Origin of the sequence: Streptomyces himastatinicus ATCC 53653, assembly GCF_000158915.1 — a bacterium.
Classification (GTDB): Bacteria; Actinomycetota; Actinomycetes; order Streptomycetales; family Streptomycetaceae; genus Streptomyces; species Streptomyces himastatinicus.
This window is the reverse complement of sequence record NZ_GG657754.1, coordinates 4,969,790-4,989,883: the sequence shown is the minus strand read 5'-3', so window position 1 is coordinate 4,989,883 and position 20,094 is coordinate 4,969,790. Positions and strand designations below refer to the sequence as shown.

The 20,094-nt window shown below is 71.7% G+C and carries 18 protein-coding genes, 3 tRNA genes and 2 pseudogenes; 10 read left to right on the top strand and 13 right to left on the bottom strand.

The window, feature by feature from the left end; genetic code table 11:
- The 4 genes and pseudogenes from SSOG_RS20890 to SSOG_RS57910 all read left to right on the top strand — a co-directional run.
- Positions 1-1,158: pseudogene (locus SSOG_RS20890) on the top strand (hypothetical protein); the annotation flags it as partial.
- A gap of 259 nt (positions 1,159-1,417) precedes the next feature.
- A complete protein-coding gene (locus SSOG_RS20885) occupies positions 1,418-2,881 on the top strand; it encodes a N,N-dimethylformamidase beta subunit family domain-containing protein (protein ID WP_009716228.1) in 1,464 nt (487 codons plus the stop codon).
- 83 nt (positions 2,882-2,964) lie between these two features.
- The gene (locus SSOG_RS20880; RefSeq protein ID WP_009716227.1) at positions 2,965-3,789 is read left to right on the top strand and encodes a phosphoribosylaminoimidazolesuccinocarboxamide synthase; all 825 of its coding nucleotides are present in this window, start codon (positions 2,965-2,967) and stop codon (positions 3,787-3,789) included.
- The gene (locus SSOG_RS57910) at positions 3,740-3,883 is read left to right on the top strand and encodes a hypothetical protein (protein WP_425385425.1); all 144 of its coding nucleotides are present in this window, start codon (positions 3,740-3,742) and stop codon (positions 3,881-3,883) included. The genes SSOG_RS20880 and SSOG_RS57910 overlap by 50 nt, the downstream gene beginning before the upstream one ends.
- A 58-nt stretch (positions 3,884-3,941) precedes the next feature.
- On the opposite strand, the gene SSOG_RS20875 is transcribed toward SSOG_RS57910, so the two are convergent.
- The 8 genes from SSOG_RS20875 to SSOG_RS20840 form a co-directional block, all read right to left on the bottom strand.
- A tRNA-Gly gene (locus SSOG_RS20875) sits at positions 3,942-4,017 on the bottom strand.
- A gap of 93 nt (positions 4,018-4,110) precedes the next feature.
- A complete protein-coding gene (locus SSOG_RS20870; protein ID WP_009716226.1) occupies positions 4,111-4,731 on the bottom strand; it encodes a response regulator transcription factor in 621 nt (206 codons plus the stop codon).
- Positions 4,728-5,990 (bottom strand): histidine kinase, encoded by a 1,263-nt coding sequence (locus SSOG_RS20865; protein WP_009716225.1) that lies wholly within the window; start codon positions 5,988-5,990, stop codon positions 4,728-4,730. The genes SSOG_RS20870 and SSOG_RS20865 overlap by 4 nt, the downstream gene beginning before the upstream one ends.
- Before the next feature lie 36 nt (positions 5,991-6,026).
- Positions 6,027-6,839 carry an ABC transporter permease gene (locus tag SSOG_RS48655; RefSeq protein WP_106516433.1) on the bottom strand — a complete coding sequence of 271 codons (813 nt, stop codon included), beginning with the start codon at positions 6,837-6,839 and terminating at the stop codon, positions 6,027-6,029.
- Positions 6,836-7,792 carry an ABC transporter ATP-binding protein gene (locus SSOG_RS20855; RefSeq protein ID WP_009716223.1) on the bottom strand — a complete coding sequence of 319 codons (957 nt, stop codon included), beginning with the start codon at positions 7,790-7,792 and terminating at the stop codon, positions 6,836-6,838. Before SSOG_RS20855 ends, SSOG_RS48655 begins: the two co-directional genes overlap by 4 nt.
- 144 nt (positions 7,793-7,936) lie before the next feature.
- A tRNA-Gly gene (locus SSOG_RS20850) sits at positions 7,937-8,009 on the bottom strand.
- Between the two features lie 78 nt (positions 8,010-8,087).
- Positions 8,088-8,159: transfer RNA gene (locus SSOG_RS20845), tRNA-Gly, on the bottom strand.
- A gap of 115 nt (positions 8,160-8,274) precedes the next feature.
- A complete protein-coding gene (locus tag SSOG_RS20840; RefSeq protein ID WP_009716222.1) occupies positions 8,275-8,592 on the bottom strand; it encodes a histone-like nucleoid-structuring protein Lsr2 in 318 nt (105 codons plus the stop codon).
- A 314-nt stretch (positions 8,593-8,906) separates the two neighbouring features.
- On the opposite strand from SSOG_RS20840, the gene purS reads away from it, so the two are divergent.
- From purS to purL, 3 genes are read left to right on the top strand one after another with little or no spacing between them, the layout of a single operon-like run.
- Entirely contained in the window at positions 8,907-9,185 is a 279-nt protein-coding gene (gene purS / locus SSOG_RS20835) for a phosphoribosylformylglycinamidine synthase subunit PurS (RefSeq protein WP_039938212.1), read from the top strand.
- Entirely contained in the window at positions 9,182-9,862 is a 681-nt protein-coding gene (purQ, locus tag SSOG_RS20830) for a phosphoribosylformylglycinamidine synthase subunit PurQ (RefSeq protein WP_009716220.1), read from the top strand. Before purS ends, purQ begins: the two co-directional genes overlap by 4 nt.
- Positions 9,859-12,108 carry a phosphoribosylformylglycinamidine synthase subunit PurL gene (purL, locus tag SSOG_RS20825; protein ID WP_009716219.1) on the top strand — a complete coding sequence of 750 codons (2,250 nt, stop codon included), beginning with the start codon at positions 9,859-9,861 and terminating at the stop codon, positions 12,106-12,108. Before purQ ends, purL begins: the two co-directional genes overlap by 4 nt.
- Positions 12,109-12,166: 58 nt before the next feature.
- On the opposite strand, the gene SSOG_RS20820 is transcribed toward purL, so the two are convergent.
- Positions 12,167-12,565 carry a nuclear transport factor 2 family protein gene (locus SSOG_RS20820; protein WP_039941445.1) on the bottom strand — a complete coding sequence of 133 codons (399 nt, stop codon included), beginning with the start codon at positions 12,563-12,565 and terminating at the stop codon, positions 12,167-12,169.
- Between the two features lie 93 nt (positions 12,566-12,658).
- On the opposite strand from SSOG_RS20820, the gene SSOG_RS20815 reads away from it, so the two are divergent.
- On the top strand, positions 12,659-13,222 hold the full coding sequence (locus SSOG_RS20815) for a sterol carrier family protein (RefSeq protein ID WP_009716217.1): 564 nt from the start codon (positions 12,659-12,661) through the stop codon (positions 13,220-13,222).
- Between the two features lie 16 nt (positions 13,223-13,238).
- Here the strand turns inward: SSOG_RS20815 and SSOG_RS20810 are convergent.
- Both SSOG_RS20810 and SSOG_RS58465 read right to left on the bottom strand, forming a co-directional pair.
- Positions 13,239-14,709, bottom strand: a pseudogene (locus tag SSOG_RS20810) (sulfatase family protein).
- Positions 14,710-14,913: 204 nt separating this feature from the next.
- Positions 14,914-15,018, bottom strand: coding sequence for a putative leader peptide (locus SSOG_RS58465; protein WP_425385424.1), 105 nt, complete (start codon positions 15,016-15,018; stop codon positions 14,914-14,916).
- A 205-nt stretch (positions 15,019-15,223) separates the two neighbouring features.
- Here SSOG_RS58465 and purF point away from each other — a divergent pair, with 205 nt between their 5' ends.
- Both purF and purM read left to right on the top strand, forming a co-directional pair.
- Positions 15,224-16,783 carry an amidophosphoribosyltransferase gene (gene purF / locus SSOG_RS20805; RefSeq protein WP_009716215.1) on the top strand — a complete coding sequence of 520 codons (1,560 nt, stop codon included), beginning with the start codon at positions 15,224-15,226 and terminating at the stop codon, positions 16,781-16,783.
- Between the two features lie 60 nt (positions 16,784-16,843).
- Positions 16,844-17,914 (top strand): phosphoribosylformylglycinamidine cyclo-ligase, encoded by a 1,071-nt coding sequence (gene purM, locus SSOG_RS20800; RefSeq protein ID WP_009716214.1) that lies wholly within the window; start codon positions 16,844-16,846, stop codon positions 17,912-17,914.
- 138 nt (positions 17,915-18,052) lie between these two features.
- Here the strand turns inward: purM and SSOG_RS20795 are convergent, their stop codons facing one another.
- Both SSOG_RS20795 and SSOG_RS20790 read right to left on the bottom strand, forming a co-directional pair.
- Positions 18,053-18,313 carry a DUF3073 domain-containing protein gene (locus SSOG_RS20795; protein ID WP_009716213.1) on the bottom strand — a complete coding sequence of 87 codons (261 nt, stop codon included), beginning with the start codon at positions 18,311-18,313 and terminating at the stop codon, positions 18,053-18,055.
- A 467-nt stretch (positions 18,314-18,780) separates the two neighbouring features.
- Positions 18,781-19,938 carry a Leu/Phe/Val dehydrogenase gene (locus tag SSOG_RS20790; protein WP_039938210.1) on the bottom strand — a complete coding sequence of 386 codons (1,158 nt, stop codon included), beginning with the start codon at positions 19,936-19,938 and terminating at the stop codon, positions 18,781-18,783.
- Between the last annotated feature and the right edge of the window lie 156 nt (positions 19,939-20,094).

The window sequence follows — 20,094 nt, the reverse complement described above, 5'->3', positions numbered from 1 at the left end:
GCGGCCCGCCGCTTCGTGCGCGGGCTGGACGCCGCCGTGGCGGTCGCGGCCTCCCGGGACGACGACCTCGCGAGCGGCGGAGGCACCCCGCTCGGCCGGGCCGTCCGCCGCCCCGCCCTCGCCTTCCTCGGCTGGATCGCCCGGCTGCTGCTGCGCAACTGCCGGGACCACGCCGCCCAGATGGAGCGCGCGGTCGCCGCGGCCGCCTCCGAGCGCGCCCAGGCCGTCGACTACGGGCTGCGGATCGTCGCCCAGGAGCAGGTGGGCCTGGCGTACGCGGGCTGGGACCGGCTGCTGACCCGGGTGGCGCTGCCCGCCTGGCGGATGGGCCGCTGGCCGTCCCGGCTGGACGCGGGCGTGGTGTCGGCGCTGACCGAGCTGTCCCGCCGGGACCGGCTCGCCGAGGGGTTCGCCTCCCGGCTCAGTGAGCGGCCCGCCTGCGATCTGCTGGAGGAGCCCGGACTGATCGACGAGGCCACGTCGCTGCTGGCGGCGCGGCTCTTCCACGGCGGCCCGCCGGAGCCGGGCCCGGACTGGTCCCCGGTCGACTGGGGGCAGTATCCGGAGGAGGTCGTGGACCGCAAGTGGCGCCAGGAGGCGGCCCGCCTCCACCGCGTCCTCGACGAGCGCACGGACCCCTCAGGACCGCCGCCGACCCCCGCGAGCACTCCCACTCCGCCGACCCTGGCCCGGGTCATGGACCGGCTCACCGCCACCGCCCCCGAAGGCACCGGCATCGGAGGTGACGGGCTCGGCGAGGACCTGGCGGCCCGGCTCACCGTGGAGCTGGCCCGCGAGGAGGCCGCCGCCCACCGGGCCACCGCACAGGCCCGTCAGGCGCGTACGGCGGAGGGCGCGGGCGGCGACCCCTGGATCGACGGGTTCGCGCCGCTGCTCCCGCTCCAGCCACCCCGTACGGGCCGTGAGCTGCTCGCCGACCATGTGACCGCGATGGTCTGCTGCGCCGCCGTGGACACCGCGGGCGCGGCCCCCGGTCTCGACTGGCTCGACGGTCCGGCGCTCCTGGTGGCCGGCCGCCGCCGCGCCGATCTGTCCCATCCGGTGCTGACTCTCGTGGAGGACGGGGACGCGGCCCCGCTGCGCAGCTGGCTCGCCGAGGTCGGCGTCCGCCCCGAGAAGCCGGTGCGGCTCGTCTGATTCGTCCGCCCCGGCACGGAATCAGGGCTTGCGAATAGTTTTCGGTTGAAGAATTCACGACGATCGGTGACGGAGTGGGTGCGTAATGTGATGTGCTGGGACCGGTCGCTGCCACCCGGCCCAGCGGACCGGGCCACCAGCCCGGTTCACCGACCGGACCCGCGGACCCGGACCCACAAGGTCCGGACCGGCGGGACGGGAACGCACGGCAGCGAGGCGCGAAGGGACGCCGCCGGGGCACGCAGGGAGGGGAACGAGGATGGGGACGGACCAGATCCGGCGCTGGGAGTCCGGGGCGCTGGCCCACGCGGTGACGGATCCTTTCGGCCAGGGACCGCTGCCCTGGCTGCGCACCAGTGAGAACTACTTCGACGACACGGGCCATGTGGTCCCGTGGTACGTGGACCATGCCCACGCCCCCGGGACCGCGGTCAGGATCCCCGGCCCGCGCACCGCCGACGATGTGCGCCGCCAGATCAAGGGCTTCGCCTCGACCTCCGCCGCCGCCCCCGGCGAGGCCATCGACTTCCGCATCACGGTCGATCCGCCGCAGCAGTTCAGCGTGGACATCTACCGCATCGGCCACTACGGGGGCGACGGCGCGTCGAAGATCACCACCAGTCCGCGGCTGTCCGGCATCGTGCAGCCGCCGCCGCTCACCGCCGACCGCACCGTCTCCTGCCACCACTGGTGGCTGTCCTGGCGGCTCCAGATCCCGTCGTACTGGAAGCTCGGGGCGTATGTGGCGGTGCTCACCACCGTGGACGGTTACCGCAGCCACATCCCGTTCACGGTCCGCGACAGCCGCCCCGCCGATCTGCTTCTGGTCCTCCCCGACTTCACCTGGCAGGCGTACAACCTCTACCCGGAGGACGGCCGCACCGGCGCCAGCCTCTACCACGCCTGGGACGAGCGGGGCAGGCTGCTCGGGGAGTCCGAAGCGGCCGTCACGGTCTCCTTCGACCGGCCGTACGCGGGCGCGGGGCTGCCGCTGCACGTGGGCCACGCGTACGACTTCATCCGCTGGGCCGAGCGCTACGAGTACGACCTCGCCTACGCCGAGACCCGCGATCTCCACGCCGGCGGCGTCGACCCCACCCGCTACCGCGGCCTGGTCTTCCCCGGCCACGACGAGTACTGGTCGGCCGCGATGCGGCGCACCGTCGAGCGGGCCCGGGACGGCGGCACCTCGCTGGTCTTCCTCTCCGCGAACACCATGTACTGGCAGGTCGAGCTGGCCCCCTCGCCCTCCGGCCCGGACCGCCTGCTGACCTGCCGCAAGCGGCGCGGTCCCGGCCGGGCCGCGCTGTGGCGCGAATCGGCGCCCGAGCAGCAGCTGATCGGCATCCAGTACGCGGGCCGGGTGCCCGAACCGCGCCCGCTGATCGTGCGGAACGGCGGCCACTGGCTGTGGGAGGCCACCGGGGCGGCCGAGGGCGACGAGTTGCCCGGCCTGGTCGCGGGCGAGGCCGACCGCTACTTCCCGCGCACCCCGCTGCCCGAGCATCTGCGCCGGATCCTGCTCGCCCACTCCCCGTACGAGGACGGCGAGGGCACCACCCGCCACCAGGACACCTCCCTCTACCGCGCCCCCAGCGGCGCCCTGGTGTTCGCCTCGGGGACGTTCGCGTGGTCTCCGGCGCTGGATCGGCCGGGGCATATGGACGAGCGGGTGCAGCGGGCCACGGCGAACCTGCTGGACCGGATCTGCAAGCGGGGGTGAGCGGGGCAGGCGGGGCTGGCGGCACCGCCGGGACGACGTGGGGCAGAATCGTGGTGGCTTGGACAGAACCACCAGGAGGAAGCGTGTCCGGATTCGTCGAAAAGCCCGAACCGGTCGAGGTTCCGGGCCTTGAGCACCTGCACACCGGCAAGGTGCGCGACCTCTACCGGACCGAACGGGGCGACCTCGTCATGGTCGCCAGCGACCGGATCTCCGCGTACGACTGGGTGCTGCCCACCGAGATCCCCGACAAGGGCCGGGTCCTCACCCAGCTCTCCCTGTGGTGGTTCGACCTGCTCGCCGACCTGGTCCCGCACCACGTGCTGTCCACCGAGCTGCCCCCCGGCGCCCCCGCCGACTGGCAGGGCCGCACCCTGGTGTGCCGCTCGCTGGAAATGATCCCGGTCGAGGCCGTGGCCCGCGGCTACCTCACCGGCTCGGGCCTCGCCGAGTACGAGCGCAGCCGCACGGTCTGCGGTCTCGCCCTGCCCGAGGGGCTGACCGACGGCTCCGAGCTGCCCGCCCCGATCTTCACCCCGGCGACCAAGGCCGAGGTCGGCGAGCACGACGAGAACGTGTCGTACGAGGAGGTCGCCCGCCGGATCGGCGCCGAGCCCGCCGCGAACCTGCGCCAGACCACCCTCGCGGTGTACGCCCGGGCCCGCGACATCGCCCGGGAGCGGGGCATCATCCTCGCCGACACCAAGTTCGAGTTCGGCTACGCGGCGGCCACCGCGGACGCCGAGGGCGCCGAGCTGGTCCTCGCCGACGAGGTGCTGACCCCCGACTCGTCCCGCTTCTGGGCCCGCCGACACCTGGCAGCCGGGCCGCGCCCAGCCGTCCTTCGACAAGCAGTTCGTGCGCGACTGGCTGACCTCCCCGGCCTCCGGCTGGGACCGCCACGGTGAGCAGCCTCCGCCGCCGCTCCCGGCGGAGGTCGTGGAGCAGACGCGGGCGAAGTACGTGGAGGCGTACGAGCGGCTGACCGGCATCAGCTGGTAGGCGGCCGGTAGGCGGCATACGCCAAGGGCCCCGGTCGCATCGACCGGGGCCCTTGAGCTGGAGCGGACGACGAGGCTCGAACTCGCGACCTCAACCTTGGCAAGGTTGCGCTCTACCAACTGAGCTACGTCCGCCTGCACCGCTCGGTTTCCCGTCCGGCGCGCCTCTACTATAACCAAACCTCCGGCCGTCGCCACCACCGTCGGGACAAAGCCCCACAAAGCGTTCTACAGCCAGCCCCGCTCGCGCGCCCTGCGCACCGCCGCATGCCGGTTCTCGGCGTGCAGCTTCGCCGCCGCCGCGGACAGATAGTTCCGTACCGTCCCCGGGGACAGCGCCGCCCGCCGGGCGATCTCCGCGACGGATGCCCCGTCCGCAGCCAGGTCCAGCAGCTCCGTCTCGCGCGCGGTGAGCGGGGAGTCGCCCGCGCTGATCGCGTCCGCGGCCAGGTCGGGGTCCACGTACCGGCTGCCGCCGTGCACCGCCCGGATGATCTCGGCGAGCTGCTGCGCCGAGGCGGTCTTCGGTACGAACCCCCGCGCCCCCGCCTCCAGCGCCCGCTTCAGGTGGCCCGGTTTGCCGTGACTGGTCACGATCATGGTGCGGCAGTCCGGCAGCTCGGACCGCAGCGCCGCCGCCACCCCGACCCCGTCCCTGCCCGGCATCTGGAGGTCCAGCACCGCCACATCGGGCCGGTGCGCCCGCGCCATCGCCAGCGCCTCCGGGCCGGAGGCGGCCTCGGCGACCACCAGCAGGTCGTCCTCCAGGGACAGCAGCGCGGCGAGCGCACCGCGGATCAGATGCTCGTCGTCGGCGAGCAGCACCCGGATCACCCCGGCGTCGTTCATGCGGCGCCCTCCAGCGGGAGTTCGGCCCGCAGCCGGTACGTCCCGACGCCGTCGCCGGGACCGGACTCCAGCGTGCCGCCGAGCGCCGCGAGCCTCTCCCGCAGCCCCTTGAGCCCGCTGCCCTCTCCTGCTCCGGTCCCGGCTCCGTCCCCGGTACCGGCCCCCGTACCGGTCCGGAGTTCCGTGGGCACCCCGTCGTTCTCCATCTCCAGCACCGCCGTCCCCGCCCGTACCCGGACCCGGACCGCGCACCGTCCGGCGTCCGCATGCCGCAGCACGTTCGTCGTCCCCTCCCTGACCACCCAGCCCAGCGCGGACCGCACCGCCTCGGGCAGCGGCGCCCCGCCGTCGTCCTCGGCCGGGAAGTCGACGCGGCAGTCGACCCGGGCGGCGCGCAGCACCGAGCGCGCCCCGGCCAACTCCACCTGGAGATCCGCTTCCCGGTACCCGCGCACCACGCCCCGGACCTCCATCTGGGTCTCGTGCGCGATCCGCTGCACCTCCACCATCTGCGTCACGGCCTCGGGCCGCTCCCGCCGGGCCAGTTGCACCGCCAGCTCGCTCTTGAGGGCGATCACCGCCAGGTTCCGTCCCATCACATCGTGGAGATCGCGGCCGAACCGCAGCCGTTCCTCCGCGACCGCCAGCCGCGCCTGCACCTCCCGGTTGGCGTCCACCTCGTACATAACCTGGAGCATCCACCCCGAGCAGCGGACCGAGAACAGGCAGAACGCACTGGTGACGAGGACTCCGGCGAACGTCCACACCGGGGCCGCAGCGCCCGGGTGGACCGTCGCCAGCGTCAGGGCCAGTACCGCCCCGATCCCCGTGTGCAGGGCGAAGTAGGTACGGACCGGCAGCAGCAGCGCGTACACGATGGCGAACGACGACATGTGGAGCACGGCGGCCCGGACGGCCGTCCCCGTCCCGTACGGCCCACCGGTCGCCTGGAGCACGATCCCGGTGGCCAGCCCCGCCACCGTCAGCGCGGCGGCGAGCGCGGGCAGCCGACGGCCCGTCGGGCGGCCGCGCAGATACTGGTCGAGCCCCCGCCGCAACAGCGGGACGGTGAGCGCGTTCTGGGCGACGGCCAGCCCGAACAGCGTCCACACCAGCGCGGGTGACGCGTTCCGCACCGCCACGGCCAGCGCGCCGGACCCCACCGCGATCGTCACGCACCACGGCACCACGTACAGCGTCCACCGGGTGAACAGTTCCACCCGCGTCAGCCGCGCCGCCCCGCGCCATCGCCGTATCACGATCCCGTACCCCCTCGTTCGGCCGGCGCCGTTCGGTCAGCGCCGCGGTTCCCAGGGGAACCGCTTCCGTACGGCCCACCATGCCAGCACCGTCCAGGCCAGCGCGGTCGCGAGGGTGCCCAGGGCGTCGACCGCGCTCATGTCCCCGGTCCAGCCCGCCCGTACGAGGTCGACCACCGGGGTCAGCGGCAACAGCTCGCACACCGAGGCGACCTGGTCCGGCATCACCTCCAGCGGCACGAACAGACCGGAGCCCACCATCGAGATCATCATCATCGGCACCGGGGTCAGCTGCGCGGACTCCGAGGTCCTGGTGAACGCGGCGGTCGCGGCGGCCAGCATCACCATCTGCCCCACGCCGACCGCGATCCCGACGACGGCCAGATACGGGGCCTCCGGCGCGGACACATCGAGCGCGAGGCCCACCCCCACCACCAGCAGCACGCATTGCGCGAGTCCGAGCAGGACGGCGGGGAGCGCGGCCCCGGACAGGATCTCCGAATCGGTCAGCTCCCCGGCGCGCAGCCGCTTGAGGACCAGGTCCTCACGGCGGATCACATAGACGCCGACGAGGTTCATGTAGACGGCCAGCACCAGCGCCATGCCGATCGAACCGGGCAGCAGCATGGTGCCCAGGTCCAGCCCGGTGCCCTTCAGATCGACGCCCTTGACCGCCGTCTTCATGCTGTACGTGAGCAGGCCGGGCAGCACCAGCGCGTACGCCAGCGCGGCCTTGTTGCGGGCCAGCAGGGTCAGTTCGCCGCGGGCCAGGGCCCACACCCGCCCCCGTGCGGCGGTCGTCGGTGCCGTGTCGGCCGGTGCCGGTGCCGTGGTGGTCGTCGTGCTCACGGTGTCTCCCCCTGTGCCGTGTCGACGGTGCTCGCGATGTGCAGGAACGCCTCCTCCAGCGAGGCCGACCGGGCGTCGAGCCCGCCGAGCCCGATCCGCCGCTCCCGCGCCCACAGCAGCACCTCGGTCGCGGTGAGTTGGAGGTCGCGGGTGCGCAGCCGTACGGACTGGCCCAGCGAGTCCCGTTCGAGGGCGCCCAGTGCGGCGGGCGGGGGCAGGTCGTCGGCCGAGACGCCGTCGGGCAGGGTGAAGGAGAGGTTCGATGGACGCGCGGCGACGATGTCCGCGACCCGGCCGGAGGTGGCGATCCGCCCCGCGTGCATGATCGCGAGCCGGTCGGCCAGCGCCTCGGCCTCCTCCAGGTAGTGAGTGGTCAGCAGCACCGTGGTGCCCTGGTCGCGCAGCGTCCGCACCAGCTCCCAGGTGTCCCGTCGGCCCTCCGCGTCCAGCCCGGTCGTGGGCTCGTCGAGGAACAGCACCTCGGGGCGGCCGAGCAGGGCGAGCGCCAGGTCCAGCCGGCGCCGCTCGCCGCCGGAGAGCATCTTGACCCGTACGTCCGCCCGCCCGGCCAGCCCCACCAGGCCCAGGCTCTCCCGGACGGGCATGGCGCCGCTGGTGCACCCCGCCCACATCCGCGCGGTCTCGGCGACCGTCAGCTCCGGCGGCAGGCCGCCTTCCTGGAGCATCATCCCGATCCGCGGCCGCACCTTCCCCCGCTCCTTGTACGGGTCGTGGCCGAGGACCCGCACCGCGCCGCCGGTCGGGGCGGCGAGCCCCTCCAGCAGTTCGACGGTGGAGGTCTTGCCCGCGCCGTTCGTGCCCAGCAGCGCGAACAGCTCGCCGCGCGCCACCGAGAACGAGATGCCCCGTACCGCGTCGTACCCCCGGCTCCCGCTCGGCCCGTATCTCCGCCGCAGCCCGTCGACCGCGATCGCGCTCTCTTTCACATCCATGGCTCCAGGCTTTCGCCGCCCGGGGGAGCACTTGTAGTGCGCGCTGTCATCAGCCCCGATGACAAATGTCATCGCGACGGCGGGCCGGACACCGAAAAGGCTTGAGGCGCCGGTCGATTCGACCGGCGCCTCAAGCATCTGGAGAGCGGACGACGAGGCTCGAACTCGCGACCTCAACCTTGGCAAGGTTGCGCTCTACCAACTGAGCTACGTCCGCATGCCTCCGACCGGCTTTCACCGATCGGCGCGCGCATCACTCTACCGGATCTCCCGAAGGTGAACGATGAGTGATGAGAGCGGGTGACAGGGATCGCACACTGCGCCTCCCCCTTGGAAAGGGGGCGCTCTACTACTGAGCTACACCCGCATGGTGTGTTCCTCGGGGTTTTGGCCTTCCGGCCTCGCCCCTCGGCGTGCTCCAGACTCTAGCGGACCACCCGGGGTGTTGTGCAACTCGGCTGAACGCCGCCTGAACGAGCGGTTCAGCGCGACTCGTTGAAGGCCTCGTAGACCTTCTTGGGGATGCGCCCGCGCGGCGGCACCTCCATGCCGTGCGACCGCGCCCAGGCGCGCACCGCTGCCGGGTCCGGGGCCACGGAGGTGCGGCGGTAGGTCTTGCCGGAGCGGGCCCGCTTGCGGCCCGCCTCGACATACGGGGCGAGGGCGTCGCGAAGTTTCGATGCATTGGAGGCGGTGAGGTCGATCTCGTACGACTTGCCGTCCAGACCGAACGTGACCGTCTCCTCGGCTTCCCGTCCGTCGAGGTCGTCGGAGAGCGTGACTACTACGCGCTGTGCCACGGATATCGGTCCTTTCGGGCTGCATCGTTGCGTTGACGTGCAAAGATGTCAGCTGTCCAGTTGTTAGCGAACAATGCTTTTTCATTTGTACAGCGATGGGCATTGCATTGTGAAGCCCCGGTAATTCCGTCAGCGTGTCACATCACAATCCGGACGATGCGTTTTTGCTGGATCTTTCCCTCGTGGTTGTCGCGGATGAGTCGAGGATGATGCGCACGCGTGACCTCGAAGGGATATCTACTCGCGTAGATTTTTGCTCGGGGTAGGCTTGGGCCACCGCCTTACGCACCAGCACCACACCATCGGGAGTGCCAGTGGCACGCGTCGTAGTCGACGTCATGCTCAAGCCGGAGATCCTCGACCCCCAGGGCCAGGCGGTGCAGCGCGCACTGCCCCGTCTTGGTTTCGAGGGCATCGCCGACGTCCGTCAGGGCAAGCGCTTTGAACTCGAAGTGGAGGGCCCCGTCGACGACGCCGCCCTCGCCCGTATCCACGAGATCGCCGAAACCTTCCTCGCGAACACCGTGATCGAGGACTTCGATGTGAAGGTCGAGGCCGCCGAGGCCGACGCCGCCGCAAAGGCGGAGTCGTGACCGCACGCGTCGGAGTCGTCACTTTCCCCGGAACCCTCGACGACCGCGACACTCAGCGCGCGGTCCGTACCGCCGGTCTCGAAGCCGTACCGCTGTGGCACCGCGACAAGGACCTCAAGCAGGTCGACGCGGTGATCCTGCCGGGCGGCTTCTCCTACGGCGACTATCTGCGAGCCGGAGCGATCTCCCGCTTCTCCCCGGTAATGGAGACCGTCATCGCCCAGGCGAAGGCGGGTATGCCGGTGCTTGGCATCTGCAATGGGTTCCAGGTTCTCACCGAGACCCATCTGCTCCCCGGTGCGATGCTGCGCAACAACCATCTGCACTTCATCTGCCGCGACCAGAAGTTGCGAGTGGAAAACGCGGAGACGGCCTGGACCCGCTCGTATGAGCAGGGCCAGGAGATCAACATCCCGCTGAAGAACATCGACGGCCGCTATGTCGCCGACGAGCGCGTCCTCGATGAACTCGAGGCCGAGGGGCGCGTCGTCTTCCGTTATGAGGAGCTGAACCCCAACGGCTCCCTGCGCGACATCGCCGGGATCTCCAACGCGGAGGGCAATGTCGTCGGCCTCATGCCGCACCCCGAGCACGCCGTCGAGCCGCTGATCGGCACCGGTCGTACCGATGGGCTCGGCTTCTTCACCTCGATCCTCAAGAGGCTGGTCAGCGCATGACCCTGGACACCACCAAGCACGCCGCCCAGACCCCGGACACCGCGCAGCCCTGGGCGGAGCTGGGACTGAAGCAGGACGAGTACGAGCGCATCCGCGCCATCCTGGGCCGCCGGCCCACCGGCGCCGAGCTGGCCATGTACTCCGTCATGTGGTCCGAGCACTGCTCGTACAAGTCGAGCAAGGTCCATCTGCGGCAATTCGGCGAGAAGGCCCCGGAGACCGACGCCCTGCTCGTCGGCATAGGCGAGAACGCGGGCGTGGTCGACGTCGGCCAGGGGTACGCGGTCACCTTCAAGGTCGAATCGCACAACCACCCCTCGTACGTCGAGCCCTACCAGGGCGCGGCCACCGGCGTCGGCGGCATCGTCCGCGACATCCTCGCGATGGGCGCCCGCCCGGTCGCCGTCATGGACCCGCTGCGCTTCGGCGCCGCGGACCACCCCGACACCAAGCGGGTGCTGCCCGGTGTCGTCGCGGGCATCGGCGGCTACGGCAACTGCCTGGGCCTGCCCAACATCGGCGGCGAGGTCGTCTTCGACGCCTGCTATCAGGGGAACCCGCTGGTCAACGCCCTGTGCGTGGGCGTCATGAAGCATGAGGACATCCACCTGGCCAAGGCGTCAGGCACGGGCAACAAGGTCATCCTCTACGGCGCCCGCACCGGCGGGGACGGCATCGGCGGCGTCTCCGTGCTCGCCTCCGAGACCTTCGACGACTCGAAGCCCACCAAGCGCCCCGCCGTCCAGGTCGGCGACCCGTTCCAGGAGAAGCTGCTCATCGAGTGCACCCTGGAGATCTTCAAGGAAGACCTGGTCGAGGGCATCCAGGACCTCGGCGGCGCCGGTCTGTCCTGCGCCACCAGCGAGCTGGCCAGCGCCGGCTCCGGCGGTATGCGCGTCGAACTCGACACCGTGCCGCTGCGCGACTCCTCGCTCTCCCCCGAGGAGATCCTGATGAGCGAGTCGCAGGAGCGCATGTGCGCGATCGTGACGCCGGAGAAGGCCGACCGCTTCCTGGAGATCTGCGAGAAGTGGGACGTCATCGCCACCGTGATCGGTGAGGTCACCGACGGCGAGCGGCTGGAGATCTTCTGGCACGGCGAGCAGATCGTGGACGTGCCGCCGCGCACCGTCGCCCATGAGGGCCCGGTGTACGAGCGCCCGTACGCCCGCCCCGACTGGCAGGACACCCTCCAGGCCGACGACGCGGGCAAGCTGCCCCGCCCGGCCACCGGGGACGAGTTGCGCGAGCAGGTGCTGCGCGTGATCTCCGCCCCGAACCAGGCGTCCAAGTCCTGGGTCACCGACCAGTACGACCGCTTCGTACAGGGCAACACGGTCCTCGCCCAGCCCGAGGACTCCGGCATGGTGCGGGTCGACGAGGAGACCGGGCTCGGCGTCGCCGTCGCCACCGACGGCAACGGCCGCTTCGCCAAGCTCGACCCGTACGCGGGTGCGCAGCTCGCCCTGGCCGAGTCGTACCGCAACGTCGCCGCGTCCGGTGCCAAGCCGCTCGCGATCTCCAACTGCCTCAACTTCGGCTCGCCGGAGGACCCCGCGGTCATGTGGCAGTTCGCGGAGGCCACCCGCGGCCTGGCGGACGGCTGCCAGACCCTGGGCACCCCGGTCACCGGCGGCAATGTCTCCCTCTACAACCAGACCGGGGAGACCGCCATCCACCCGACGCCGGTCGTCGCCGTGCTCGGCGTGATCGACGATGTCGCGCGGCGCACGCCGATGGCGTTCGCCGAGGAGGGCCAGCTGCTGTACCTGCTCGGCGACACCGCCGAGGAGCTGGGCGGCTCGGCCTGGTCGCAGGTGATCCACGACCACCTGGGCGGGCTGCCGCCGAAGGTGGACCTGGAGCGCGAGCGGCTGCTCGCCGAGATCCTGATCTCGGCCTCCCGCGACGGCATGGTGGACGCGGCCCACGACCTGTCCGACGGCGGCCTGATCCAGGCCGTGACCGAGTCGTGCCTGCGCGGCGGCAAGGGCGCCCGGATCGTCGTCCCCGACGGCACGGACCCCTTCGTGCTGCTGTTCTCCGAGTCCGCGGGCCGGGCCGTCGTGTCCGTCCCGCGCAGCGAGGAGATCCGCTTCAACGACATGTGCGGGGCGCGCGGGCTTCCCGCGACCCGGATCGGTGTCGTGGACGGCGAGACGATCGACGTCCAGGGCCAGTTCTCGATCCCGCTGGCGGAGCTGCGGGAGCCCTACGAGGCGACCATCCCGGGCCTGCTGGCCTGAGACGGGCCGTATCGCGTGGCCCCGCCCTGGTGGGCGGGGCCACGCGCATGCTCCGGGGTCACTTCCCCCAGAAGGCGTCGGCGGCGTCGATGTCCTCGACGCACTGGTCGATGTCGCTGATCTTTCCACCGACGATGGTGAAGAACAGCCCGGTCTTCATGTCCATCGTGCGGTTGCCGCGCTCGGCGCGGCAGCGATGGCCGGAGATCACGTGCCCGCGCCCGTCGGGCATCACCGAGTCGATGTCGACCCGCAGTGTGCCGCCGGTCTCCTCGTACTCGGTACGCCACAGCTGCATGCACGCGTCGCGGCCCTTGTGGTGTCCGGCGAGCATGTTGTCACCGGGCACATGCTGGACGACGTCCGCCGTCACCAGCGTGGAGAGGGTGTCCAGATCGCCTTGCTGGAACGCGGTGCATGCGCGGCGCACCACGGCGGCATCGGGGTGCTCACCCATGGCCATTCACACCTTTCGTTCTGATAAAAACCTCTCTGTCCCCTTTCTTCCATCCTCCGTCGAGCCCGCCCGGCTGTCGATAGGCTCGGCGGCATGCCGCCCCGTGCCCGCGCCCGCGCCCGTACGTACGACCCCGCCAAGACCCGCGCCGCCGTGACCGCGCAGCTGCGGCACGTCCAGGAGGCGGTGCGCGGGCTGGACGAGGAGCGGCTCGGGGCGCCCACCCGGGGCGGCGGCCGGTCGGTCCGTGAGCTGATCGCGGAGCTGCCGACCGCGGTCGGTGAGGACGACGTCCTGGTCACCCGCTGCGTCGAGCTGGTCGTCCACAGCGACGATCTGGCGGCGGCCACGGGCCTGACCGTGCCGTACGACCGCCAGGCGCTGGCCACCGCCGTCCGGGTGCTGGCGGACGGCCTCGCGGCGAAGGCGCCCGGCGGGTCGGTCGAGCTGCGCATCCCGCCGTTCGCCGTCGTGCAGTGCGTGGAGGGGCCGCGGCACACCCGCGGCACACCGCCGAACGTCGTCGAGACGGACGCGCTGACCTGGATCCGGCTGGCCACCGGCCGGATCGGCTGGTCCGAGGCGCTGGAGGCCGGTGAGGTGACGGCGAGCGGCGAGCGCGCCGACCTCGCCGCGCACCTCCCCGTCCGCGACTAGCGAGGACTGGCGGGCCTCAGCCCTCGGGGTACGGCAGGAGCGTCGCGTCGACCTTCTCCCAGGCGGTCCGCAGCCGCGCCACCAGTTCCTTCTCCGCGCCTGCCCGGTCGGCCTGCTCGCGCGGGTCGGCCGGGATGTTGAAGAGCTGGTCCTTGCCGTTCTGCCCGCGGTAGTACTTCCACTCACCGCTCCGCAGCGCCCGCTCGCCGCGCACCCGCCAGAACAGCTCGCGCTCGGGCAGCCGCTCGCCGTGCAGCAGGTACGGCGCGAGGCTCGTGCCGTCGAGCGGATGGGCGGGGTCCGGGCGGGCACCGCCCAGCTCCAGCAGGGTGGCCGTCCAGTCGGGGGTGAAGACCGGCTCGTGGCTGACCTGGCCGGGGGCGAGGCGGGCGGGCCAGCGCACGATGGTGGGCACCCGGATACCGCCCTCGTGCAGTGAGAACTTCGCTCCGGTCAGCGGCCACTGGTAGGACCAGCGCTCACCGCCGTTGTCGCTGGCGAAGAAGACCAGCGTGTCCCGCTCCTGGCCGGACCGGCGCAGCGCGGCGAGCACCTCGCCGACCGACCGGTCCAGGTCCTCGACCATCTCCTTGTATTTGGCGAGGGAGCCGCCGTCGAGGTGGTTGAGCACCCCCTTCTCGCCCGCCTTGATACGGGCGGTGAGCCGTGCGCTCTCCTCCTCGTCGCCGTCCGCGAGCCAGGGCCAGTGGGGGGTGGTGAAGTTCAGGTTCAGCAGCCACGGCTTGTCGTCGTCGGCGCCGCGGCCCACGTAGTCGACGGCCTTCTCGGTGATGACGCGGGTGTAGTAGCGCAGGTCCTTGTGGGCGACCTCGCCCTCGTACAGGTCGTACTCGCCGGTGAGCCCCAGCTTGGAGTAGTACTCCAGGGCCCCCGCCGAAGTTCCCGAAGAATTCGTCCCAGCCGGACCGGGTCGGGCTGTAGTCGGGCAGATAGCCGCAGTGCCACTTGCCGATCAGGCCGGTCGCGTACCCGGCGCCGCGCAGCAGCGAGGCGAGCGTCGGATGGCTCGGCGGCAGCCCCTCCGTGGAGCCGCCCGGGATCGGCTCGGCGAGCCCGCCCTTCGTACGGCCCGGGTAGCGGCCCGTGTACAGGCTGAAGCGGGTGGGCGAGCAGGTGGAGGAGCCCGCGTAGGCGTCGGTGAAGCGGACGCCCTGGGCGGCGAGCCGGTCCAGGTGCGGGGTCTTGATGTCCGGCGAACCGTACGAGGACAGATCCGCCCAGCCGAGGTCGTCGCCCAGGATGAACAGGATGTTCGGCCGGGGCGAGCGCCGTCCGGGGACGGCGCGGAACGGCCGCCCCGCCGCGCTGGCCTCGGCGGTGGCCTCATCGGCGGCGGCCGTACCGGGGGACAGCCCCACGGCGGAGGCGGCCGCTCCGGCGGCGGCCAGCCCGCCGAGGGTCCGCCGGGATATCCGGGACGGAGCGCCGTCCTGGGACGCGGGCTCGGACGGGGGCTGTACGGACATGGGTCCTCCGGAGGTCGGGGCGGGACGGGGCGCGCCAAGGGGGCGCGCGACCGGAACAGGGGCGCGCCGCGGCACGGCGGGGCATCAACGGAGCGTCGCCGCGCGACGGCGCGGGTGGCGGGGCCTGCGCGGCTGAGGACGCGGCGGGCCAGGAGTGAGCGGCGGCCGCGCGGTGATCGCGCGGCGCTGCCGCTCACGCGGTGATTACGCGCTGTGGCGACACAGAGCGCTCGCGACGCGGCCGAAGTCCACATGGCGGCGCGCGACGAGCGTCGGGCGCACACGGTGGGGCTGCTGCGAGGACTGCATGAGGTGTGATCCTTGCCCTAGCCACGGATGTCCGTCAATGGCCGGCCACCGGCCGGACACCCGCCGGACCCGGGCGAGAGGCGGGCCGGAGGCGGATCGGAGCGGGGTCGGGGGAGGCCGGGAGCGGGCGTCGCGAGATGTGACATACGCCCCCCATCGGGTCCCTCGTTCGGACGCACCGCGGAACTGTCCTAGACTCGATGCCGTGCCACGTGGTGACGGACGACTCAGCCACGACCTGCTCCCCGGTGAGAAGGGCCCCCAGGACGCTTGCGGCGTCTTCGGAGTCTGGGCGCCGGGCGAAGAGGTCGCCAAACTCACCTATTTCGGGCTGTACGCGCTGCAGCACCGCGGTCAGGAGTCCGCGGGCATCGCAGTGAGCAACGGCTCCCAGATCCTCGTCTTCAAGGACATGGGCCTGGTCTCACAAGTCTTCGACGAGACCTCCCTCGGCTCCCTGCTGGGCCATATCGCGGTCGGTCATGCCCGCTACTCCACCACCGGAGCCTCGGTGTGGGAGAACGCGCAGCCGACGTTCCGGGCGACCGCCCACGGCTCGATCGCGCTGGGCCACAACGGGAATCTGGTCAACACCGCCGAGCTGGCGGAACTGGTCGAGGCCCTGCCCAGAGACAAGGGCCGCGCCACCCAGGTCGCGGCCACCAACGACACCGACCTGGTCACCGCCCTCCTCGCGGGGCAGGTCGACGAGGACGGCAAGGCGCTCACCGTCGAGCAGGCCGCTCCGATCGTGCTGCCGAAAGTCAAGGGCGCTTTCAGCCTCTGCTTCATGGACGAGCACACGCTGTACGCCGCCCGGGACCCCCAGGGCATCCGCCCGCTGGTGCTCGGCCGCCTGGAGCGCGGCTGGGTGGTGGCGTCGGAGACGGCGGCCCTCGACATCGTGGGCGCGTCCTTCATCCGGGAGATCGAGCCCGGCGAGATGGTCGCGATCGACGAGAACGGTCTGCGCTCCACGACCTTCGCCGACGCCCGGCCCAAGGGCTGTGTCTTCGAGTACGTGTACCTGGCGCGCCCCGACACCGACATCGCGGGCCGCAACGTGTACCTCTCCCGCGTCGAGATGGGCCGCAAGCTGGCCAAGGAGGCCCCGGCCGACGCCGACCTCGTCATAGCGACACCGGAGTCCGGCACCCCGGCCGCCGTCGGGTACGCCGAGGCGAGCGGGATCCCGTACGGCTCCGGGCTGGTCAAGAACAGTTACGTCGGCCGGACCTTCATCCAGCCGTCGCAGACCATCCGGCAGCTCGGCATCCGGCTCAAGCTGAACCCCCTCAAGGAGGTCATCCGGGGCAAGCGCCTGGTGGTCGTGGACGACTCGATCGTCCGCGGCAACACCCAGCGCGCCCTGGTGCGGATGCTCCGTGAGGCCGGTGCGCTCGAGGTGCACATCCGGATCAGCAGCCCGCCCATCAAGTGGCCCTGCTTCTTCGGCATCGACTTCGCGACCCGCGCCGAGCTGATCGCCAACGGGCTGTCGACCGAGGAGATCGGCAAGTCGCTGGGCGCCGACTCCCTGGCGTACATCTCCACCGACGGCATGATCGAGGCGACCACGATCGCCAAGCCGAATCTGTGCCGCGCCTGCTTCGACGGCGAGTACCCGATGGACCTGCCGGACCCGGAGCTGCTGGGCAAGCATCTGCTGGAGTCGGAGACGCAGGCCCCGAGCAGTGCCGACGCCGACGGCGTGCGGACCCTGACCGCCGGTGTCGGCGGTGCGGACGCGCTCCGCCGCCCGTAGGCCCGGGCCCCGGGCACCCAGCCCTCGTATGCGCTACCCGAAACGAAAGAACTCAAGGTCATGTCTGAGTCCACTGGTGCCAGCTACGCCGCCGCGGGCGTCGACATCGAGGCGGGCGACCGCGCCGTCGAGCTGATGAAGGAGTGGGTCAAGAAGGCGTCCCGCCCCGAGGTCGTGGGCGGCCTCGGCGGCTTCGCGGGCCTCTTCGACGCCTCCGCGCTCGCCCGCTACCGGCGCCCGCTGCTGGCGTCGGCGACGGACGGCGTGGGCACCAAGGTGGACATCGCCCGGCGGATGGGCGTGTACGACACGGTCGGCCACGACCTGGTCGGCATGGTCGTGGACGACCTGGTGGTGTGCGGCGCCGAGCCGCTGTTCATGACCGACTACATCTGCGTCGGCAAGGTCCACCCGGAGCGGGTCGCCGCCCTGGTCAAGGGCATCGCGGAGGGCTGCGCCCTCGCGGGCTGCGCGCTGGTGGGCGGCGAGACCGCCGAGCACCCGGGGCTGCTGGGCGCCGATGACTTCGACGTCGCCGGGGCCGGTACGGGCGTGGTCGAGGCGGACCAGGTGCTGGGCGCGGATCGCATCCGTACGGGGGACGCGGTGATCGCCATGGCTTCGTCCGGACTTCACTCGAACGGGTACTCACTCGTCCGCCATGTGCTCTTCGACCGGGCCGGCTGGGCGCTGGACCGCGAGGTGCCGGAGCTGGGCCGGACGCTGGGGGAGGAGCTGCTGGAGCCGACCCGGATCTACTCGCTGGACTGCCTCGCGCTCACCCGGACGACCGAGGTGCACGCCTTCTCGCACATCACCGGCGGCGGGCTCGCCAACAACCTGGCCCGGGTCATCCCGGAGGACTTGCGCGCGGTGGTGGACCGCTCGGCCTGGACCCCCGGCGCGATCTTCGACCTGGTGGGCAAGCTCGGCTCGGTCGAGCGGCTGGAGCTGGAGAAGACCCTCAACATGGGCGTCGGCATGATGGCCGTCGTGCCTGCCGGGTCGGTGGACGCCGCGCTGGCGACCCTGGCGGACCGCGGGGTGGACGCCTGGGTGAGCGGCGAGATCACGGACCGTACGGCCGAGGACACGGAAGCGGTGACGCTGACCGGTGACTACGCGAGCTGAGGCCGGCCGCGCCCGGTGCGTCCGGCGCGCGGACAGCACAAAAGCCGGTCCGAGGCGGGTGGCCCCGGACCGGCGGAGGTGCGGCGAAAGCCGAGCGCCCGGAACGTGGATCAGCCCCGCGGATGCGGGGATGCACGTTCAGGCGCGGCGACGTTGCGCGGACGGGTCCGACCGGTCGTCGTCCTCGTCGTCATCGTCGTTGTACAGATCCGCGTACTGTGCGTACGGGTCATCGTCCAGCTCATCGTCATCCTCGAACGGCTCGCCATTCGGCGGCTGGTTCGACGTCGGCGATGCGCCCAGCTCCTCGGCCAGGCGTGAGAGGTCCGTCCCGCCGCTGTTGTACTTCAGCTGGCGGGCGACCTTCGTCTGCTTGGCCTTGGCCCGGCCGCGCCCCATGGCTCGACCCCCTCAACGACGGGGCTCGACGGCCCCAGAGTCTTGACACGCGTTCACGTTCATGAATCGGAGCGGACTCCCCTAAGAGAGACCGGTCCGTAGGGCTTCAACGGTACCTGCTTCTGTGGCCATACGGTACGTCGCCCACACGACGTGCCACGAGGCAGAACCCGCGAGGCGCCCCGTCCTCGCTGGTCAGCTGCGATTTTAACCTGTCTCCGGGGCCGACCCGCCGACGGGTGGTGAGGGATCTCTCGCCGAGGTGCCCCATACCGGCAGGTACGGCCCGCTCCGGAGGGTGTTTCCGGCCCCCCGAACGGCCTGTCGCGGGCGCTCTCCGCGTCGATCCGGGGTCGGTCCGGCGTCGGCCCGGGGCCGTTCCGGCGTCGGTCGAGCGACGCATGAGCGACGCCCGGGTGTCCCGCGGGCGTCGCTCAGGCAGTGCTCAGGCGGCACTCAGATGACACTCATGCGGCGTCGTGGCCCTCCGCCATCCGGTGCTCGGCGAGCCGGTCGGCGGCGGCCGCGGGCGGAATGCCATCGGTCCGGGCCCGATCAAAAATGGCCAAAGTCGTGTCAAAGATCTTTGACGCCTTGGCCTTGGCCCGCTCGAAGTCGAACCCGTGGAGTTCGTCCGCGACCTGGATCACCCCGCCCGCGTTCACCACGTAGTCCGGCGCGTAGAGGATCCCGCGGTCGGCGAGGTCCTTCTCGACGCCCGGGTGGGCGAGCTGGTTGTTGGCTGCGCCGCACACCACCTTCGCGGTCAGGGCGGGCACCGTGTCGTCGTCCAGCGCGCCGCCGAGCGCGCACGGCGCGTACACGTCGAGGTCCGCGCGGATCAGCGCACCGGTGTCCCGGACCGCCTCGATCCGGGGGTGGCGGGCGAGCACCCGGTCGACCGACTCGGCGCGCACATCGGTGACGACGACCTCGGCGCCGTCCTCCAGCAGATGCTCCACCAGGTGGTGGCCGACCTTGCCGACGCCCGCGATCCCGACCCGGCGGCCGCGCAGCGTGGGGGCGCCCCAGGAAGCCTGGGCGCTGGCCCGCATGCCCTGGAAGACGCCGTAGGCGGTCAGCACCGAGGAGTCGCCGGCGCCGCCGTTCTCGGGGGAGCGGCCGGTGGTCCAGGGGCACTCGCGGGCGACCACGTCCATATCGGCGACGTAGGTGCCCACGTCGCAGGCGGTGACGTAGCGGCCGCCGAGAGAGGCGACGAAACGGCCGTAGGCGAGCAGCAGCGCTTCGGTCTTGATCTCTTCGGGGTCGCCGAGGATCACGGCCTTGCCGCCGCCGTGGTCGAGCCCGGCCAGAGCGTTCTTGTAGGACATGCCGCGGGCCAGGTTGAGCGCGTCGAGGACCGCCGCTTCCTCGGGGTGCTCCTCGGCGCTGTAGGCGTGGAAACGGGTGCCGCCGAGCGCGGGGCCCAGGGCGGTCGAGTGGATCGCGATGACGGCCTTCAGGCCGCTCTCCCGGTCCTGGCACAGCAGGACCTGCTCATGGCCGCCCAGATCGGTGCGGAACAGTATCGACAGGGGTGAGAGAGGGTTCGGCACGCGACTCTCCGTCGGACCGTCGACGCTGACGGTGTGACGTACGTCGGTCACGGTGGTGACTCCCATAGGTCGGTAAGGCGCCCTCCGTGCTGGTGGGGAGGGCCGGTGGGCACGAGCGTAAGCCCTGGGAGGGCGCGGGAGCGGCCATGTCCCCGCCGAGTCCGCCTGGTGGTCGTGGGACGATGCCGTGAGCAGGGGGTAGGCAACTCCTGGCGGTGGTAT

Coding starts and splice junctions, on each gene's coding strand:
- SSOG_RS20885 (WP_009716228.1), top strand. CDS start 1,418: ATGGGGACGGACCAGATCCGGCGCTGGGAGTCCGGGGCGCTGGCCCAC.
- SSOG_RS20870 (WP_009716226.1), bottom strand. CDS start 4,731: ATGAACGACGCCGGGGTGATCCGGGTGCTGCTCGCCGACGACGAGCAT.
- SSOG_RS20855 (WP_009716223.1), bottom strand. CDS start 7,792: ATGGATGTGAAAGAGAGCGCGATCGCGGTCGACGGGCTGCGGCGGAGA.
- purL (WP_009716219.1), top strand. CDS start 9,859: ATGACCCTGGACACCACCAAGCACGCCGCCCAGACCCCGGACACCGCG.
- SSOG_RS20820 (WP_039941445.1), bottom strand. CDS start 12,565: ATGGGTGAGCACCCCGATGCCGCCGTGGTGCGCCGCGCATGCACCGCG.
- SSOG_RS20815 (WP_009716217.1), top strand. CDS start 12,659: ATGCCGCCCCGTGCCCGCGCCCGCGCCCGTACGTACGACCCCGCCAAG.
- SSOG_RS58465 (WP_425385424.1), bottom strand. CDS start 15,018: ATGCAGTCCTCGCAGCAGCCCCACCGTGTGCGCCCGACGCTCGTCGCG.
- purM (WP_009716214.1), top strand. CDS start 16,844: ATGTCTGAGTCCACTGGTGCCAGCTACGCCGCCGCGGGCGTCGACATC.
- SSOG_RS20795 (WP_009716213.1), bottom strand. CDS start 18,313: ATGGGGCGCGGCCGGGCCAAGGCCAAGCAGACGAAGGTCGCCCGCCAG.
- SSOG_RS20790 (WP_039938210.1), bottom strand. CDS start 19,938: ATGGGAGTCACCACCGTGACCGACGTACGTCACACCGTCAGCGTCGAC.